Here is a 17,109-nt window from a genome sequence, read left to right as displayed (position 1 = left end):
GCGTTAAGTTACCGAATCAGGACTTTTTCTTTTCGCGGCTATGCAGGCCACGTTTTTCCAGACCACGGTAAATCAGCTGCTGCTGGATGATGGTCACCAGGTTGCTGACGATATAGTACAGCACCAGACCTGACGGGAACCACAGGAAGAACACGGTGAAGATGACCGGCATAAAGGTCATGATCTTCTGCTGCATCGGGTCGGTCACGGTGGTCGGAGACATCTTCTGAATGAAGAACATCGTCACGCCCATCAGGATCGGCAGGATGTAGTACGGGTCCTGTGCGGACAGGTCATGGATCCACAGGGCGAACGGCGCGTGGCGCAGCTCAACGGAACCCATCAGCATGTAGTACAGCGCAAGGAAGATTGGCATCTGAATCAGCAGCGGGAAGCAACCACCCAGTGGGTTCACTTTCTCTGCTTTATACAGGGCCATCATCTCCTGGCTCTGACGCTGTTTGTCATCGCCCAGACGCTCACGCATAGCCTGAATCTTCGGCTGTAGCATACGCATCTTCGCCATGGAGGTGTACTGCGCTTTAGTCAGCGGATACATGATGCCACGAACGATAAAGGTGATAACGATGATGGAGAAGCCCCAGTTACCCAGGAAGCTGTGGATGAACTTCAGCAGCTTAAACAGCGGCTGAGAGATGAACCACAACCAACCGTAATCGACGGTCAGATCCAGGTGCGGCGCAACGGCAGCCATTTTGTCCTGGATTTCCGGGCCGACCCACAGGGTGCTTGCCAGTTTACCGGTTTGACCCGGCTGCACCAGAACCGGCTGAGATTTGTAGCCGATGGCTGCAATACCGTTGCCGAGGTTCGCGGTGTAGAAGTTGTTCGTACCGTCGTTATTCGGTACCCACGCCGTCGCGAAATACTGTTGCAGCATTGCGACCCAACCGCCTTTAGAGCTGACGTTCAGGTTTTCGTTATCGGCAATGGTGTCGAATTTGTATTTCTCGTACTTGGTATCTGGCGTGGAGTAAGCCGCGCCACGGAAGGTATGCAGCGCAAAGTTGCTGCTTCCGGTGTCACGGTGAGACGGCAGATTGATGGACTGCTTCAACTGACCAAAGGTAGAGATTTCCAGTGGTTTCGCACCGGCGTTCTGTACGCTGTAGCCCACGTTCACCGCATACTCACCGCGTTTCAGGGTGAAGGTTTTGGTGAAGGTGTTGCCTGCCGCGTCGGTGTAGGTCATCGGGATAACCAGTTCGTTCTGACCATCAGCCAGCACAAACGTGTCATTCTCGACGTTATACAGTGGACGCGCACCGTTAGCCGGGTTATCCGGGCCATCACGACCGGTCAGGCCGCTCTGCGCCTGGTAGATAAATTCAGGCGTGGTTTCCAGTAACTGGAACGGTTCGGTAGACTTCAGCTCTTTCGGGTAGGTCAACAGCAGCGCCTGCTCAACATCACCACCACGGGTGTTGATAGTCAGCTCAAGCACATCGGTCTTAACCGTAATCTGTTTCCCCTGGCCACTGGCCGGTACGCCCTGGTCGGCGGCGCTACCCGCTGCGGTGGTCGTGGTCTGCGTGGTCTGCTGCTGGGGTTGAGGATTTTTATCCTGCTCCCATGCCTGCCAGATCATGAAAGACACGAACAACAAAGCGATGATAAGAAGATTGCGTTGCGAATCCATCGTTAGTGTTCTCTGGTATCAAAAGGTCCTGGAGGGACGGGGTCGTCTCCACCTGGGTGTAAAGGGTGGCATTTTAATACGCGTTTCACCGTCAACCAACTGCCTTTTATCACTCCAAACCTGCGCAATGCCTCAATTCCGTAGCTTGAGCATGTTGGCGTGAAACGGCAGTGTGGCCCGAGTAGCGGACTAATCAGGCGTTGATAGACCCGAATGAGGGCTATCAGGACCCGCGAGCCAGGCGACAGTGGCGGCGCCATAATTTTTCCAACGCTTCCGAGAGAGCACGGTTATCGAGGTCGGCAACCCCTTTTTTAGCCACCACCACGAAATCCATTGAAGGCAGTTCGTGCTGACGTAAACGGAAGCTTTCACGCGTCAGACGTTTAATCCGGTTGCGTTCATGCGCACGCTTAACGTTTTTCTTGGCGACTGTGAGACCGATGCGGGGATGCCCCAGCGAATTTTGGCGGCCGAGGATGGTGATTTGCGGCGTGCCAGCCCGTAATGGCTGCTGGAAGACGAAAGTGAAATGAGTGGGAGTTAACAAACGTAACTCCCTGGGAAATGCGAGCTTAACCACTCAGGGGTTAGCTTTATTACTTGGAAACGGTCAGACGAGCGCGGCCTTTAGCACGACGACGTGCCAGAACCTGACGACCATTTTTAGTAGCCATACGAGCACGGAAGCCGTGAGAACGGTTGCGCTTCAGTACAGACGGTTGAAAAGTGCGTTTCATGGCGATTTCTACCTAAACTTGAAAAAATTCATGACTTTTGCGGATGCCCGACCGAGTTTCGAATGACGGACGCCGAAGCCGTGGGTGATTAAAGAGGCCGGATTGTAATAATTGTACACTCCGGAGTCAATTCTCTTTCCTTAAATCCCTGTGTATTTCCGCACGTTTTCGCGTGGAAAATGAGCAGCGGACGACGCAGGAAGATGAGCATCACGCGCCGGGTCGAGGATTATACGGGCTCAACGATAAAGCGCAAGGATCGTCCCGGATCTTCGTTAGATCATTTAAGCCAAAAATTGTCTGTGCTCATTAAATTTTCCAATATGCGGCCTAAATCGCGAGGCACTCGCGTCAGGATCGTTTACACTTACCCGATTCCGGATCTTCCTGTGGATAAATCGGGAAGAATCTGTGAGAAACAGAAGATCTCTGGCTCAGTTTAGGCTATGATCCGCGGTCCCGATCGGGATCCAGCGATCCTGGTCGGGCATAAACACAACATCGTTCAGGTTGTATCAACGATAGCGTGTATAACCGCAGATAGCGGTTCGCACATCACCCTGATGGGGTCATGTCGATGTGCGCCAACAATCATGAATATTCAATAGTTTTCTTTTATTGTTCGAGTGGAGTCCGCCGTGTCACTTTCGCTTTGGCAGCAGTGTCTTGCCCGATTGCAGGATGAGTTACCAGCCACAGAATTCAGTATGTGGATCCGCCCGTTGCAGGCGGAACTGAGCGATAACACGCTGGCTTTGTATGCGCCAAACCGTTTCGTGCTCGATTGGGTAAGGGATAAATACCTTAATAACATCAATGGACTGCTGAACGATTTCTGCGGGTCAGATGCCCCACAGCTGCGTTTTGAAGTGGGCACAAAGCCGGTCACCCAAACCGTTCGTGAAGTTGTCAATGTGGCAGCCCCTGCACAGGCGGCGCCCGCTCCAGCGCCTCGCGTTGCACCGGTTCGTCAGGGCTGGGATAACGTTCCGGCCCCCGCTGAGCCTACCTACCGCTCTAACGTTAACGTGAAACACACGTTCGATAACTTCGTTGAAGGTAAGTCGAACCAGTTGGCACGCGCGGCGGCTCGTCAGGTTGCCGATAACCCCGGTGGCGCTTACAACCCGCTGTTCCTGTATGGCGGCACGGGTCTCGGTAAAACGCACCTGCTGCATGCGGTGGGCAACGGCATTATGGCGCGTAAGCCCAATGCCAAAGTGGTGTATATGCACTCCGAACGCTTCGTTCAGGACATGGTAAAAGCCCTGCAAAACAATGCGATCGAAGAGTTTAAACGCTACTACCGTTCCGTTGATGCGCTGCTGATCGATGACATTCAGTTCTTTGCCAATAAAGAACGATCGCAGGAAGAGTTTTTCCATACCTTTAACGCCCTGCTGGAAGGCAATCAGCAGATCATTCTGACCTCGGATCGTTATCCAAAAGAGATCAACGGCGTTGAAGATCGTCTCAAATCCCGCTTCGGCTGGGGCCTGACCGTGGCGATCGAGCCGCCGGAGCTGGAAACCCGCGTCGCGATCCTGATGAAAAAAGCCGACGAGAACGACATTCGCCTGCCGGGTGAAGTGGCGTTCTTCATTGCCAAGCGCCTGCGTTCCAACGTGCGTGAGCTGGAAGGGGCGCTGAACCGCGTTATCGCCAACGCCAACTTCACCGGTCGGGCGATCACCATCGATTTTGTGCGTGAAGCGCTGCGCGATTTATTGGCTTTGCAGGAAAAACTGGTCACTATCGACAATATTCAGAAGACGGTGGCTGAGTACTACAAGATCAAAGTGGCAGATTTACTGTCTAAACGTCGTTCCCGCTCGGTGGCGCGTCCGCGTCAGATGGCGATGGCGCTGGCAAAAGAGCTAACCAACCACAGCCTGCCGGAAATCGGTGATGCGTTTGGTGGCCGTGACCATACGACCGTGCTGCACGCCTGTCGCAAGATCGAGCAGTTACGCGAAGAAAGCCACGACATAAAAGAAGATTTTTCCAATTTAATCAGAACATTATCATCGTGACGCTATGAAATTTACCGTTGAACGTGAACATTTATTAAAACCGCTGCAACAGGTGAGTGGCCCATTAGGCGGCCGCCCTACGCTGCCTATTCTTGGAAACCTGCTGCTTCAGGTCGCGGACGGTACGCTGTCGCTGACCGGCACAGATCTGGAAATGGAAATGATCGCGCGCGTTACGCTGACTCAGCCGCACGACGCGGGCGCGACCACGGTTCCGGCACGTAAATTCTTTGATATTTGCCGTGGGCTGCCGGAAGGCGCTGAAATCGCCGTGCAGCTGGAGGGCGACCGCATGCTGGTGCGCTCTGGCCGCAGCCGTTTCTCCCTCTCCACGCTGCCCGCTGCGGACTTCCCGAACCTGGATGACTGGCAGAGCGAAGTTGAATTTACCCTGCCGCAGGCGACGATGAAGCGTCTGATTGAAGCCACGCAGTTCTCCATGGCGCATCAGGACGTTCGTTACTACTTAAACGGCATGCTGTTCGAAACCGAAGGTGAAGAGCTGCGCACCGTGGCGACCGACGGTCACCGTCTGGCGGTTTGTTCCATGCCGATTGGCGATTCACTGCCAAACCATTCGGTGATCGTACCGCGTAAAGGCGTAATTGAACTGATGCGTATGCTCGACGGCGGTGAAACGCCGCTGCGCGTGCAGATTGGCAGCAACAATATTCGTGCCCACGTGGGAGATTTTGTCTTCACATCGAAGCTGGTAGACGGTCGTTTCCCGGATTATCGCCGCGTATTGCCGAAGAACCCGGATAAAACGCTGGAGGCGGGTTGCGACATCCTCAAGCAGGCGTTCGCGCGTGCCGCTATTCTCTCCAACGAGAAATTCCGCGGCGTACGTCTGTACGTGAGTGAAAACCAGATCAAAATCACCGCCAACAACCCGGAGCAGGAAGAGGCAGAAGAGATTCTGGACGTCACCTACGCCGGGGCTGAGATGGAAATCGGCTTCAACGTCAGCTATGTGCTGGATGTGCTGAATGCACTGAAATGCGAGAACGTTCGCATCCTGCTGACTGACTCCGTTTCGAGCGTACAGATTGAAGATGCCGCATCGCAGTCGGCTGCTTATGTTGTCATGCCAATGAGACTGTAATGTCGCTCACCCGTCTGTTGATCCGCGATTTTCGCAATATCGAAAGCGCGGATCTCGCTTTATCCCCTGGCTTTAACTTCCTGGTTGGCGCGAACGGCAGCGGCAAAACCAGCGTGCTGGAAGCCATCTATACGCTCGGCCACGGCCGGGCGTTTCGCAGTTTGCAGATTGGTCGCGTGATTCGCCACGAGCAGGAATCTTTTGTTCTGCACGGGCGTTTGCAGGGAGCAGAGCGGGAAACCGCCATCGGCCTGACCAAAGACAAGCAGGGCGACAGCAAGGTGCGCATCGACGGCACCGATGGCCACAAAGTGGCGGAGCTGGCGCTGCTGATGCCGATGCAGCTGATTACGCCCGAGGGGTTTACTTTACTCAACGGCGGCCCCAAATACAGAAGAGCGTTCCTCGACTGGGGATGCTTTCACAATGAAGCCGGTTTCTTTAACGCCTGGAGCAACCTGAAGCGTCTGCTTAAACAGCGTAACGCCGCATTGCGCCAGGTCACGCGCTACGCTCAGCTGCGTCCGTGGGACATGGAACTCATCCCTCTTGCGGAACAAATCAGCCGCTGGCGTGCCGAATACAGCGCAGGTATCGCCGAAGACATGGCCGACACCTGCAAACAGTTTTTACCCGAGTTCTCTCTCACCTTCTCTTTCCAGCGTGGCTGGGAAAAAGAGACGGATTATGCCGAGGTGTTAGAGAGAAGCTTCGAGCGCGATCGCATGTTGACCTACACCGCGCACGGCCCGCACAAGGCGGATTTCCGCATTCGTGCCGACGGTGCGCCGGTGGAAGACACGCTGTCGCGCGGGCAGCTGAAGCTCCTGATGTGCGCGCTGCGCCTGGCGCAGGGGGAGTTCCTCACTCGAGAGAGCGGGCGACGCTGCCTGTACCTGATAGATGATTTTGCCTCGGAACTTGACGACGCGCGGCGCGGGCTGCTTGCCAGCCGCTTAAAAGCCACGCAGTCGCAGGTTTTCGTCAGCGCCATTAGCGCTGAACACGTTATAGACATGTCGGACGAAAATTCGAAGATGTTTACCGTGGAAAAGGGTAAAATAACGGATTAACCCAAGTTGAAATGAGCGAGAAACGTTGATGTCGAATTCTTATGACTCCTCCAGTATCAAAGTCCTGAAAGGGCTGGATGCGGTGCGTAAGCGCCCGGGTATGTATATCGGCGACACGGATGACGGCACCGGTCTGCACCACATGGTATTCGAGGTGGTAGATAACGCTATCGACGAAGCGCTCGCGGGTCACTGTAAAGACATCGTGGTCACGATCCATGCGGACAACTCCGTGTCCGTTACCGATGACGGTCGTGGTATCCCAACCGGTATTCACCCGGAAGAGGGCGTATCTGCTGCGGAAGTCATCATGACCGTTCTGCACGCAGGCGGTAAGTTCGATGATAACTCCTATAAAGTTTCCGGCGGTCTGCACGGCGTAGGCGTATCCGTAGTAAATGCCCTGTCGCAGAAGCTGGAGCTGGTTATCCAGCGCGAAGGCAAAATTCACCGTCAGATCTACCAGCACGGCGTGCCTGACGCTCCGCTGGCCGTCACAGGTGATACCGATAAAACCGGTACCATGGTGCGTTTCTGGCCGAGCCTCGAAACCTTCACCAACGTCACCGAATTCGAGTACGACATTCTGGCGAAACGCCTGCGTGAACTGTCGTTCCTGAACTCCGGCGTGTCGATTCGTCTGCGCGACAAACGCGACAACAAAGAAGACCACTTCCATTACGAAGGTGGTATCAAGGCGTTCGTTGAGTATCTGAACAAGAACAAAACGCCAATTCACCCGAATATCTTCTACTTCTCTACTGAAAAAGACGGTATCGGTGTGGAAGTGGCCTTGCAGTGGAACGACGGTTTCCAGGAAAACATCTACTGCTTCACCAACAACATTCCACAACGCGATGGCGGTACGCACCTGGCGGGCTTCCGCGCGGCGATGACCCGAACCCTGAACGCCTACATGGACAAAGAAGGCTACAGCAAAAAAGCGAAAGTCAGCGCCACCGGTGACGATGCCCGTGAAGGCCTGATTGCCGTGGTCTCCGTGAAGGTGCCGGATCCGAAGTTCTCCTCACAGACCAAAGACAAGCTGGTCTCTTCTGAGGTGAAATCGGCGGTTGAACAGCAGATGAACGAACTGCTGAGCGAATACCTGCTGGAAAACCCGTCCGACGCGAAAATCGTGGTGGGTAAAATTATCGATGCGGCGCGTGCCCGTGAAGCGGCGCGTAAAGCGCGTGAAATGACCCGTCGTAAAGGCGCGCTGGACCTGGCAGGCCTGCCGGGCAAACTGGCTGACTGTCAGGAACGCGACCCGGCGCTGTCTGAACTGTACCTTGTGGAAGGGGACTCCGCGGGCGGTTCTGCGAAGCAGGGCCGTAACCGCAAGAACCAGGCGATTCTGCCGCTGAAGGGTAAAATCCTTAACGTTGAGAAAGCGCGCTTCGACAAGATGCTCTCTTCTCAGGAAGTGGCGACGCTCATCACCGCGCTCGGCTGCGGCATTGGTCGCGACGAGTACAACCCGGACAAACTGCGCTATCACAGCATCATCATCATGACCGATGCGGACGTCGACGGCTCGCACATTCGTACGCTGCTGTTGACCTTCTTCTATCGTCAGATGCCGGAAATCGTTGAGCGCGGCCACGTCTACATTGCCCAGCCGCCGCTGTACAAAGTGAAGAAAGGCAAGCAGGAACAGTACATTAAAGATGACGACGCGATGGATCAGTACCAAATCGCGATCGCCCTTGATGGTGCGACCCTGCACGCAAATTCCAGCGCGCCAGCGCTGGCCGGTGAGCCGCTGGAGCGTCTGGTCTCCGAGTTCAACGCCACGCAGAAAATGATTGGCCGTATGGAGCGTCGCTATCCGAAAGCGCTGCTGAAAGAGCTGATTTACCAGCCGACCCTGACCGAAGCCGATCTGAGCAACGAGCAGACCGTCACCCGCTGGGTGAACACCCTGGTGAGCGAGCTGAACGAGAAAGAGCAGCATGGCAGCCAGTGGAAGTTCGACGTCCAGCAGAACGCTGAGCAGCAGTTCGAGCCGATCGTCCGCGTGCGTACCCACGGCGTCGATACCGACTACCCGCTGGAGCACGAATTTGTGGCCGGTCCGGAATACCGCCGTATCTGCACCCTCGGCGAGAAGCTGCGCGGTCTGATCGAAGACGATGCGTTTATCGAACGTGGCGAACGTCGTCAGCCGGTAGCCAGCTTCGAACAGGCGCTGGAGTGGCTGGTAAAAGAGTCCCGTCGTGGTCTCTCTATTCAGCGTTATAAAGGCCTGGGCGAAATGAACCCGGATCAGCTGTGGGAAACCACCATGGATCCGGAAAGCCGTCGCATGTTGCGCGTCACCGTTAAAGACGCAATCGCAGCGGATCAGCTGTTCACGACCCTGATGGGCGATGCGGTTGAACCACGTCGCGCCTTCATCGAAGAGAACGCCCTGAAGGCGGCGAATATCGATATTTAATCGTCGCTTTACGACAGCATAACTGGCCGCGCTTCAGCGCGGCTTTTTTATGGCCACAGGAAACTCCAGCGACATCACTGCCGGTAAACGTTTGACCAGCATATCTATGGCAATTCTTACCCTTAGCGGCAGGTGTGGCGTCTGCTGCCAGACGGCATGAACGTCGAAGCGTACATCCGGGGCCTGCTTTAAGAGCGGGACAAGATCTCCCTGCTGAATTTCTTTAATGACCATCCAGCAGGGTAACCATGCAAGGCCGTGGCCGGCCAGCGCCGCGTCGCAGATCGCCTGCAAATCATCCATATTGAGCGATGAGCGGGGAATAAACGTGCGCGACGTGCCATCGTAATCCATCAGCTGCCAGGGTAGGACTCTGCCCGCACGCGTGTAGTTAATGGCCGTATGCTGGCGTAAATCATCAACGGTTTGCGGCTGGCCATTCTTAAGCAGATAATCCGGCGCGGCGCACAGCACCATCCGGTGCTCCCCCAGCCTTCTGGCGACCAGCACGCTGCTGTCAGCCAGAGCGCCATTGCGCACCGCCATATCAAACCCTTCTTCCACGAGATCCACGACGCGGTCGCTGAAGGACATTTCAAGCTCAAGCCCTGGATGCTCCTGCGCCAGCTCTATTAGCAGCGGGGCGATACACTGGCGACCAAACAGCACCGGCACGGCAACACGCAGCCGACCGCTGACCTGATGTTTTCCGGTTTCAAGCTGCGATTCAGCGCCACGGATCTCCTCCAGCGCGCGCAGGCAGCGTTCATAAAAAAGCGCGCCGTTATCGGTCAGCCTCTGACTGCGGGTGGTCCGATGAAACAGACGAACCCCCAGCCTCTCTTCAAGACGAGCAATGCTTTTTCCTACCGCCGAGCGCGACAAATGCAGACGGACGGCGGCCTGGGCAAAACTTCCTGCCTCAACGGAGGCAACGAAAACGGGAATATCTTTCAGCGTATCGGTCATGGACGGATTGTGTCAATTTGGTCATCAATGAAGGGAAAACTTATCGCCACTGGCGACGCTGAGTCAACGGTAGACTGTCAGAACTGAAAATCATCTGATGACAGGAGAAAAAAATGACTGAAACAATGCAACGCTGGTCAATGGATGCCCTTGGTCGTGAAAGCCTCAGGCTCGTTCAGGAGCCTGTTCCACAGCCAGGCCCGGGGGAGGTTCGCGTAAGGGTTAATGCCGTTGCGCTCAACTACCGGGATAAAATGGTGATTGAAGGCACGATGCCGATTCCGCTTTCCTTCCCGTTTACCCCAGCATCTGACATGGCTGGCGTGGTGGACAGCATCGGCGAAGGCGTTACGCGTTTCAAACCCGGCGCACGCGTCATCTCAACCTTCTTCCCGGAATGGATCGACGGCAAGCCGCAGGCAGACGCGCGCGATTTGCCCTATAGAACGTCCGGTGGATACTTCCAGGGCATGCTGGCCGAATATGTGATTGTGAGTGAAAACGCGCTGGTGGCGTCCCCGGAAAGCCTGGATGACGCTGAGGCCAGCACGCTTCCTTGCGCGGGGCTCACCGCCTGGTTTGCGCTGGTGGAACGTGGTCAGCTGCGCGCCGGGCAATCGGTGCTGGTACAAGGGACGGGCGGTGTGGCGCTATTCGCTTTGCAGATAGCAAAAGCGCACGGCGCAGAAGTTATTGTTACGTCGGGGAGTGATGAAAAACTGGCGCGGGCCAAAAAGCTGGGGGCCAGCCAGGGCATCAACCGACTGAAAGGCGACTGGGCTGAAAATACGCTGGCACTGACGCAGGATCGCGGCATCGACCATATTATCGAAACGGTGGGTGGGGAGAACCTGAGACATTCCCTGCGCGCCGTTGCCGTTCATGGGCGGATATCGGTCATTGGCGTGCTGGCCGGAACAGAAATTTCTCTGCCTGCAAGCGAGCTGTTGCTGAAATCTCCCGTCATTCAGGGGATTGGGGTTGGACACCGCCGGGCGCTGGAAGATTTTGTCCGTGCTGTTGATGTCACGGAGTTAAAACCGGTGATTGAGCATCGCTACCGCTTTGACGAGCTGGAACAGGCGCTTGAACATCTGGATCGCGGTGCGTTTGGCAAAATCGTTCTCACCCGCGAGTGAGTTCCCGTTCCCGGGATAAACGTAAAAGGGGCTTTTTGTTGCGCAAGGTAGCTCTATTTTTGTGTGCTTAATCGCGTTAGCATGAGGTAGCACTCATTTATCCCGGGGACCTCATGGCTATCAAACTCATTGCAATCGATATGGACGGCACGCTGCTGCTGCCAGACCACACTATCTCTCCTGCCGTTAAAAATGCGATCGCCGCCGCACGCGAAAAAGGCGTGAACGTGGTGCTCACCACCGGACGCCCGTATGCCGGGGTGCACAGTTACCTGAAAGAGCTGCACATGAACCAGCCTGGCGATTACTGCATCACCTATAACGGCGCGCTGGTGCAAAAGGCAGCCGATGGCAGCACGGTGGCGCAAACTGCACTGAGCTATGATGACTACCGTTTCCTGGAAAAACTCTCCCGCGACGTGGGCTCTCACTTCCACGCGCTCGATCGCAATACGCTTTACACCGCCAACCGCGATATCAGCTACTACACGGTGCACGAGTCCTACGTTGCAACCATTCCACTGGTGTTCTGCGAAGCGGAGAAAATGGACCCGGCGACCCAGTTCCTGAAAGTGATGATGATTGATGAACCTGCGGTTCTCGACAAAGCCATCTCACGCATTCCGGCTGAGGTAAAAGAGAAATACACCGTGCTGAAAAGTGCGCCGTACTTCCTCGAAATCCTTGATAAACGCGTCAATAAAGGCACGGGCGTCAAATCGCTTGCCGATGCGCTGGGCATCAAGCCTGAGGAGATCATGGCGCTGGGCGACCAGGAAAACGATATTGCGATGATCGAATATGCGGGCATGGGCGTGGCGATGGATAACGCCATCCCGTCGGTAAAAGAAGTGGCGAACTTCGTGACTAAATCTAACCTGGAAGACGGCGTTGCCTGGGCGATTGAGAAATTCGTTCTGTCGTAACAAGTGCTTTGAAAGATTAGCCCCGGTTATTAACCGGGGCTTTTTTTGGCCCTGAATTTATCAAATTGTTCTTTTTGTGATCTGGATTGTAGTACAACATTTACTGATTGTACTACATTGTCACCACGGCAAAGACGAAAGGCCTCACGTTTGTACTGCAAAAGTGAGGCGAAATTCAGCGGTCGCGGTAAAGTAGTGATGGACTTACAGAGCACAAGGACTCTCCATGACACTCAATAAAACCGATCGCATTGTCATCACGCTGGGCACTCAGATTGTGGGTGGCAAATACGTTCCCGGTTCGCCGCTGCCAGCAGAGGCGGAACTGTGCGAGGAGTTTGAAACCTCGCGCAACATCATTCGGGAAGTGTTCCGCTCGCTGATGGCGAAGCGGCTGATTGAAATGAAGCGCTATCGCGGCGCGTTTGTGGCGCCGCGTAACCAGTGGAACTACCTCGATACCGATGTTCTGCAATGGGTGCTGGAAAACGACTACGACCCACGGCTCATCGGCGCGATGAGCGAAGTCCGAAATCTGGTGGAACCGGCCATCGCCCGCTGGGCGGCAGAGCGCGCAACGTCAGGTGACCTGGCACAGATTGAGTCGGCTTTAAACGACATGATCGCCAATAACCAGAATCGGGAGGCGTTCAACGAAGCGGACATTCGTTACCACGAAGCGGTATTGCAGTCGGTGCATAACCCGGTTTTACAGCAGCTTAGCGTGGCGATCAGCTCGCTACAGCGAGCAGTATTTGAACGTACCTGGATGGGCGATGAGGCCAACATGCCGAAAACGCTTCAGGAACATAAAGCGCTGTTCGATGCGATACGGCATCAGGACGGCGATGCGGCAGAGCAGGCGGCGCTGACCATGATCGCCAGCTCGACACGAAGGTTGAAGGAAATCACATGACATCACGCTACATCGCAATTGACTGGGGATCGACCAATCTGCGCGCCTGGCTCTACCAGGGTGAGCAGTGCCTGGAAAGCAGGCAATCAGAAGCAGGTGTGACGCGCCTGAACGGTAAATCCCCCGCAGCGGTGTTAGCAGAAGTGACACAAAACTGGCGCGACGGTACTACGCCAGTGGTGATGGCCGGAATGGTCGGCAGTAACGTGGGGTGGAAGGTCGCGCCTTACCTGTCAGTTCCGGTGCATTTCACCGCCATTGGCGAGCAGTTAACGTCCGTTGGCGACAATGTCTGGATTATTCCCGGTTTATGCGTCTCTCGCGACGATAAACATAATGTGATGCGCGGCGAAGAGACGCAGCTGCTCGGGGCGCGCACCCTTTCTCCTTCTTCTGTCTACGTCATGCCCGGGACGCACTGCAAATGGGTCCAGGCGGATGCTGAGCAAATTCATGATTTCCGCACCGTGATGACCGGCGAACTGCACCACTTGCTGCTTAAGCATTCGCTGGTGGGGGCCGGTTTGCCGGAGCAGACCCCTTCGCCGGAAGCGTTTGCCGCCGGGCTTGAGCGCGGGATCGCATCCCCTGCCGTTTTGCCGCAACTTTTTGAGGTTCGCGCCTCGCACGTGCTGGGAAATCTTCCGCGCGAACAGGTCAGCGAATTTCTGTCCGGCCTGCTGATTGGCGCAGAAGTCGCCACTCTGAGCGACGCGTTCGCCGGGCAGCAGGCCATCACGCTCGTCGCGGGTTCATCGCTGACGTCTCGTTACCGCCAGGCGTTCCACGCTATCGGACGGGATGTTGCTGCGGTGGAAGGCGACACGGCATTTCAGGCAGGCATAAGGAGCATCGCTCATGCAGTGGCAAACTGAACTTCCCCTGATCGCGATTTTGCGCGGTATCACGCCCGGTGAGGCCTTAGCGCACGTTGGCGCGGTGATCGACGCCGGGTTCGACGCGGTGGAAATCCCGCTCAACTCCCCGGAGTGGGAAAAAAGCATTCCGGCAATTGTGAAGGCGTTTGGTGATAAGGCGCTGATTGGCGCTGGCACCGTGCTGCAACCGGAGCAGGTGGATGAACTGGCGAAGATGGGCTGCAAGCTTATCGTCACACCGAATATCAACCCCGAGGTGATCCGCCGGGCGGTGGATTACGGCATGACCGTCTGCCCGGGTTGCGCCACGGCCACAGAAGCCTTTGCCGCCCTCGATGCGGGCGCACAGTCTCTCAAAATTTTCCCGTCGTCGGCCTTTGGTCCGGATTACATCAAAGCGCTGAAAGCGGTCTTACCCGCCAGCGTGCCGGTCTTTGCCGTGGGCGGCGTCACGCCGGAAAACCTGGGCCAGTGGATGAGCGCGGGCTGTGTGGGCGCGGGGCTGGGCAGCGATCTCTATCGTGCCGGTCAGCCCGTTGAGCGTACCGCACAGCAGGCGGCAGCATTTGTGAAAGCGTATCGAGAGGCAGTGCAATGAAAATAACCAAACTCACCACGTACCGTTTACCCCCGCGTTGGATGTTCCTGAAAATCGAAACCGACGAAGGCGTGGTTGGCTGGGGCGAGCCGGTGATTGAAGGCCGTGCGCGCACCGTTGAAGCCGCGGTGCACGAGCTGGGCGAATACCTGATTGGCCAGGATCCGGCGCGCATCAACGACCTGTGGCAGGTGATGTACCGCGCGGGATTTTACCGTGGCGGTCCGATCCTGATGAGCGCCATCGCCGGTATTGATCAGGCGCTGTGGGATATCAAAGGCAAAGTGCTGAATGCCCCGGTCTGGCAATTAATGGGCGGCCTGGTGCGCGACAAAATCAAAGCCTACAGCTGGGTGGGCGGTGACCGCCCTGCGGAAGTGATCGACGGTATCCGGCAACTGCGCAACATCGGTTTTGACACCTTCAAACTCAACGGCTGCGAAGAGATGGGCGTTATAGACAACTCGCGCGCGGTAGACCGGGCGGTGAACACCGTGGCGCAAATCCGCGAGGCTTTCGGCAACGAGATTGAGTTTGGTCTGGATTTCCACGGCCGCGTCAGCGCGCCAATGGCCAAAGTGCTGATTAAAGAGCTGGAGCCGTATCGCCCGCTGTTTATCGAAGAGCCGGTGCTGGCCGAGCAGGCGGAATACTATCCGAAACTGGCTGAACAGACGCACATTCCCATCGCGGCGGGGGAACGCATGTTCTCGCGCTTCGAGTTTAAACGCGTGCTGGAAGCGGGCGGCATTGCGATCCTGCAACCGGACCTCTCCCACGCGGGCGGCATCACCGAATGCTACAAAATTGCCGGAATGGCAGAAGCCTACGATGTGGCGCTGGCGCCGCACTGTCCGCTTGGGCCGATTGCGCTGGCGGCCTGCCTGCACGTCGACTTCGTCTCCCGCAATGCGGTGTTCCAGGAACAAAGCATGGGCATACACTATAACAAGGGCGCGGAGCTGCTCGACTTTGTGAAAAACAAAGAAGACTTCAGCATGGAAGGTGGTTTCTTTAAACCGTTAACAAAGCCGGGCCTTGGCGTGGAGATCGACGAAGCCAAAGTCATTGAGCTGAGTAAAAGTGCGCCGGACTGGCGTAACCCACTGTGGCGTCTTGAAGACGGTTCCGTAGCCGAGTGGTAAATCGCCGGATGGCGCTACGCTTATCCGGCCTACTCTCTCGTAGGCCCGGTAAGCGAAGCGCCACCGGGCAAAAAAAACGTACATAGAAAAAATATAACCCTCTGTAAATTACAGGGCATGGTGAGCGGCTTCGCTATGCCCAAAATCTGGAGACAGATTGCGATGGATATTCCAGTTACTGCTGCAAAAACCGGGCGTCGTCGTTACCTGACGCTGATCATGATCTTTATTACCGTGGTCATCTGTTATGTCGACCGCGCCAACCTTGCCGTGGCATCGGCTCATATTCAGGAAGAGTTTGGCATCACCAAAGCGGAAATGGGCTACGTCTTCTCGGCGTTTGCCTGGCTGTATACGCTCTGTCAGATCCCCGGTGGCTGGTTCCTTGACCGCGTGGGTTCACGTCTGACCTACTTTATCGCTATTTTTGGCTGGTCCGTGGCGACCCTGTTCCAGGGCTTCGCGACCGGGCTGATGTCGCTGATTGGCCTGCGCGCCATCACCGGGGTGTTTGAAGCGCCGGCGTTTCCGACCAACAACCGCATGGTGACCAGCTGGTTCCCTGAACACGAACGCGCTTCCGCTGTTGGTTTTTACACCTCCGGGCAGTTTGTTGGTCTGGCGTTTCTGACGCCGCTGTTAATCTGGATCCAGGAGCTGCTGAGCTGGCACTGGGTGTTTATCGTCACCGGCGGGATCGGCATTATCTGGTCGCTCATCTGGTTTAAGGTTTATCAGCCGCCGCGCCTGACCAAAAGCATCACCAAAGCCGAACTGGACTACATCCGCGACGGCGGTGGCCTGGTGGACGGCGATGCGCCGGTGAAAAAAGAGGCGCGCCAGCCGCTGACCAGAGCGGACTGGAAGCTGGTCTTCCACCGTAAGCTGGTGGGCGTGTATCTGGGACAGTTCGCGGTGACCTCCACGCTGTGGTTCTTCCTCACCTGGTTCCCGAACTATCTGACCCAGGAAAAAGGTATTACCGCGCTGAAGGCAGGCTTTATGACCACCGTACCCTTCCTTGCGGCGTTTTTCGGCGTCCTGCTCTCGGGCTGGCTGGCGGATAAGCTGGTGAAAAAAGGTTTCTCGCTGGGCGTTGCGCGTAAAACGCCGATTATTTGCGGACTGCTGATCTCTACCTGCATCATGGGAGCGAACTACACCAACGATCCGGTGTGGATCATGACCCTGATGGCGGTAGCGTTCTTCGGAAACGGTTTTGCCTCCATCACCTGGTCGCTGGTGTCGTCCCTGGCGCCGATGCGTCTGATCGGCCTGACTGGTGGCGTGTTTAACTTCGTTGGCGGCCTGGGCGGGATCACCGTACCGCTGGTCATCGGTTACCTGGCGCAGGACTACGGCTTTGGTCCGGCTCTGGTGTATATCTCTGCCGTGGCGCTGATCGGGGCGCTCTCCTACATCCTGCTGGTCGGCGACGTTAAACGAGTAGGCTAATCCCTTCGGATGTTTTACCCTGATGCGATAAC

The 17,109-nt window shown here is 56.1% G+C and carries 16 protein-coding genes; 11 read left to right on the top strand and 5 right to left on the bottom strand.

The features are described 5' to 3' along the window. Positions 1-16: 16 nt before the first annotated feature. From yidC to rpmH, 4 genes are read right to left on the bottom strand one after another with little or no spacing between them, the layout of a single operon-like run. On the bottom strand, positions 17-1,660 hold the full coding sequence (gene yidC, locus SK62_RS21040) for a membrane protein insertase YidC (RefSeq protein ID WP_003861138.1): 1,644 nt from the start codon (positions 1,658-1,660) through the stop codon (positions 17-19). Between the two features lie 2 nt (positions 1,661-1,662). Then, on the bottom strand, positions 1,663-1,920 hold the full coding sequence (yidD, locus tag SK62_RS22600) for a membrane protein insertion efficiency factor YidD (RefSeq protein ID WP_001307474.1): 258 nt from the start codon (positions 1,918-1,920) through the stop codon (positions 1,663-1,665). Then, positions 1,884-2,243, bottom strand: a complete 360-nt coding sequence (gene rnpA / locus SK62_RS21035) for a ribonuclease P protein component (RefSeq protein ID WP_006808764.1) — start codon at positions 2,241-2,243, stop codon at positions 1,884-1,886. The genes yidD and rnpA overlap by 37 nt, the downstream gene beginning before the upstream one ends. A gap of 16 nt (positions 2,244-2,259) precedes the next feature. Next, positions 2,260-2,400 (bottom strand): 50S ribosomal protein L34, encoded by a 141-nt coding sequence (gene rpmH, locus SK62_RS21030; RefSeq protein WP_000831330.1) that lies wholly within the window; start codon positions 2,398-2,400, stop codon positions 2,260-2,262. A gap of 638 nt (positions 2,401-3,038) precedes the next feature. Here rpmH and dnaA point away from each other — a divergent pair. The 4 genes from dnaA to gyrB are packed head-to-tail and all read left to right on the top strand — an operon-like array spanning position 3,039 to position 9,051. After that, positions 3,039-4,433 carry a chromosomal replication initiator protein DnaA gene (dnaA, locus tag SK62_RS21025; RefSeq protein ID WP_017383700.1) on the top strand — a complete coding sequence of 465 codons (1,395 nt, stop codon included), beginning with the start codon at positions 3,039-3,041 and terminating at the stop codon, positions 4,431-4,433. Positions 4,434-4,437: 4 nt separating this feature from the next. Then, positions 4,438-5,538: a DNA polymerase III subunit beta gene (gene dnaN, locus SK62_RS21020; RefSeq protein WP_015570134.1), complete on the top strand. Its 1,101-nt coding sequence runs from the start codon at positions 4,438-4,440 to the stop codon at positions 5,536-5,538. Next, complete coding sequence (gene recF / locus SK62_RS21015) at positions 5,538-6,611, top strand: DNA replication/repair protein RecF (RefSeq protein WP_000060091.1); 1,074 nt, start codon at positions 5,538-5,540, stop codon at positions 6,609-6,611. The genes dnaN and recF overlap by 1 nt, the downstream gene beginning before the upstream one ends. A gap of 28 nt (positions 6,612-6,639) precedes the next feature. Beyond that, a complete protein-coding gene (gene gyrB / locus SK62_RS21010; protein WP_033487038.1) occupies positions 6,640-9,051 on the top strand; it encodes a DNA topoisomerase (ATP-hydrolyzing) subunit B in 2,412 nt (803 codons plus the stop codon). Between the two features lie 33 nt (positions 9,052-9,084). On the opposite strand, the gene SK62_RS21005 is transcribed toward gyrB, so the two are convergent. Then, positions 9,085-10,020 (bottom strand): LysR family transcriptional regulator, encoded by a 936-nt coding sequence (locus SK62_RS21005; RefSeq protein WP_047718302.1) that lies wholly within the window; start codon positions 10,018-10,020, stop codon positions 9,085-9,087. A 113-nt stretch (positions 10,021-10,133) separates the two neighbouring features. On the opposite strand from SK62_RS21005, the gene SK62_RS21000 reads away from it, so the two are divergent. The 7 genes from SK62_RS21000 to SK62_RS20970 all read left to right on the top strand — a co-directional run bounded on the left by SK62_RS21000 (position 10,134) and on the right by SK62_RS20970 (position 17,077). Continuing rightward, positions 10,134-11,159: a zinc-dependent alcohol dehydrogenase family protein gene (locus SK62_RS21000; RefSeq protein ID WP_047718303.1), complete on the top strand. Its 1,026-nt coding sequence runs from the start codon at positions 10,134-10,136 to the stop codon at positions 11,157-11,159. A gap of 113 nt (positions 11,160-11,272) precedes the next feature. Further along, entirely contained in the window at positions 11,273-12,085 is an 813-nt protein-coding gene (yidA, locus tag SK62_RS20995; RefSeq protein ID WP_023295661.1) for a sugar-phosphatase, read from the top strand. A gap of 226 nt (positions 12,086-12,311) precedes the next feature. Beyond that, entirely contained in the window at positions 12,312-13,001 is a 690-nt protein-coding gene (gene dgoR, locus SK62_RS20990; RefSeq protein WP_003861109.1) for a D-galactonate utilization transcriptional regulator DgoR, read from the top strand. Continuing rightward, positions 12,998-13,876, top strand: a complete 879-nt coding sequence (locus SK62_RS20985) for a 2-dehydro-3-deoxygalactonokinase (protein ID WP_047718305.1) — start codon at positions 12,998-13,000, stop codon at positions 13,874-13,876. Before dgoR ends, SK62_RS20985 begins: the two co-directional genes overlap by 4 nt. Then, positions 13,860-14,477: a 2-dehydro-3-deoxy-6-phosphogalactonate aldolase gene (locus SK62_RS20980; protein ID WP_023295663.1), complete on the top strand. Its 618-nt coding sequence runs from the start codon at positions 13,860-13,862 to the stop codon at positions 14,475-14,477. The genes SK62_RS20985 and SK62_RS20980 overlap by 17 nt, the downstream gene beginning before the upstream one ends. Next, on the top strand, positions 14,474-15,622 hold the full coding sequence (gene dgoD, locus SK62_RS20975; protein ID WP_017694024.1) for a galactonate dehydratase: 1,149 nt from the start codon (positions 14,474-14,476) through the stop codon (positions 15,620-15,622). The genes SK62_RS20980 and dgoD overlap by 4 nt, the downstream gene beginning before the upstream one ends. A gap of 117 nt (positions 15,623-15,739) precedes the next feature. After that, a complete protein-coding gene (locus tag SK62_RS20970) occupies positions 15,740-17,077 on the top strand; it encodes an MFS transporter (RefSeq protein WP_015570129.1) in 1,338 nt (445 codons plus the stop codon). Positions 17,078-17,109: the final 32 nt, after the last annotated feature.

The sequence above is a fragment of the Enterobacter sp. BIDMC109 genome (assembly GCF_001037885.1).
Lineage (GTDB): Bacteria > Pseudomonadota > Gammaproteobacteria > Enterobacterales > Enterobacteriaceae > Enterobacter > Enterobacter hormaechei_C.
This window is presented reverse-complemented; position numbering and strand designations above follow the sequence as displayed.

Excerpts from the sequence above, each read along its gene's own strand:
- yidC (WP_003861138.1), bottom strand. The coding sequence starts at position 1,660 with ATGGATTCGCAACGCAATCTTCTTATCATCGCTTTGTTGTTCGTGTCT.
- yidD (WP_001307474.1), bottom strand. The coding sequence starts at position 1,920 with ATGGCGCCGCCACTGTCGCCTGGCTCGCGGGTCCTGATAGCCCTCATT.
- rpmH (WP_000831330.1), bottom strand. The coding sequence starts at position 2,400 with ATGAAACGCACTTTTCAACCGTCTGTACTGAAGCGCAACCGTTCTCAC.
- dnaN (WP_015570134.1), top strand. The coding sequence starts at position 4,438 with ATGAAATTTACCGTTGAACGTGAACATTTATTAAAACCGCTGCAACAG.
- recF (WP_000060091.1), top strand. The coding sequence starts at position 5,538 with ATGTCGCTCACCCGTCTGTTGATCCGCGATTTTCGCAATATCGAAAGC.
- gyrB (WP_033487038.1), top strand. The coding sequence starts at position 6,640 with ATGTCGAATTCTTATGACTCCTCCAGTATCAAAGTCCTGAAAGGGCTG.
- SK62_RS21005 (WP_047718302.1), bottom strand. The coding sequence starts at position 10,020 with ATGACCGATACGCTGAAAGATATTCCCGTTTTCGTTGCCTCCGTTGAG.
- SK62_RS21000 (WP_047718303.1), top strand. The coding sequence starts at position 10,134 with ATGACTGAAACAATGCAACGCTGGTCAATGGATGCCCTTGGTCGTGAA.
- yidA (WP_023295661.1), top strand. The coding sequence starts at position 11,273 with ATGGCTATCAAACTCATTGCAATCGATATGGACGGCACGCTGCTGCTG.
- dgoR (WP_003861109.1), top strand. The coding sequence starts at position 12,312 with ATGACACTCAATAAAACCGATCGCATTGTCATCACGCTGGGCACTCAG.
- SK62_RS20985 (WP_047718305.1), top strand. The coding sequence starts at position 12,998 with ATGACATCACGCTACATCGCAATTGACTGGGGATCGACCAATCTGCGC.
- SK62_RS20980 (WP_023295663.1), top strand. The coding sequence starts at position 13,860 with ATGCAGTGGCAAACTGAACTTCCCCTGATCGCGATTTTGCGCGGTATC.
- dgoD (WP_017694024.1), top strand. The coding sequence starts at position 14,474 with ATGAAAATAACCAAACTCACCACGTACCGTTTACCCCCGCGTTGGATG.
- SK62_RS20970 (WP_015570129.1), top strand. The coding sequence starts at position 15,740 with ATGGTGAGCGGCTTCGCTATGCCCAAAATCTGGAGACAGATTGCGATG.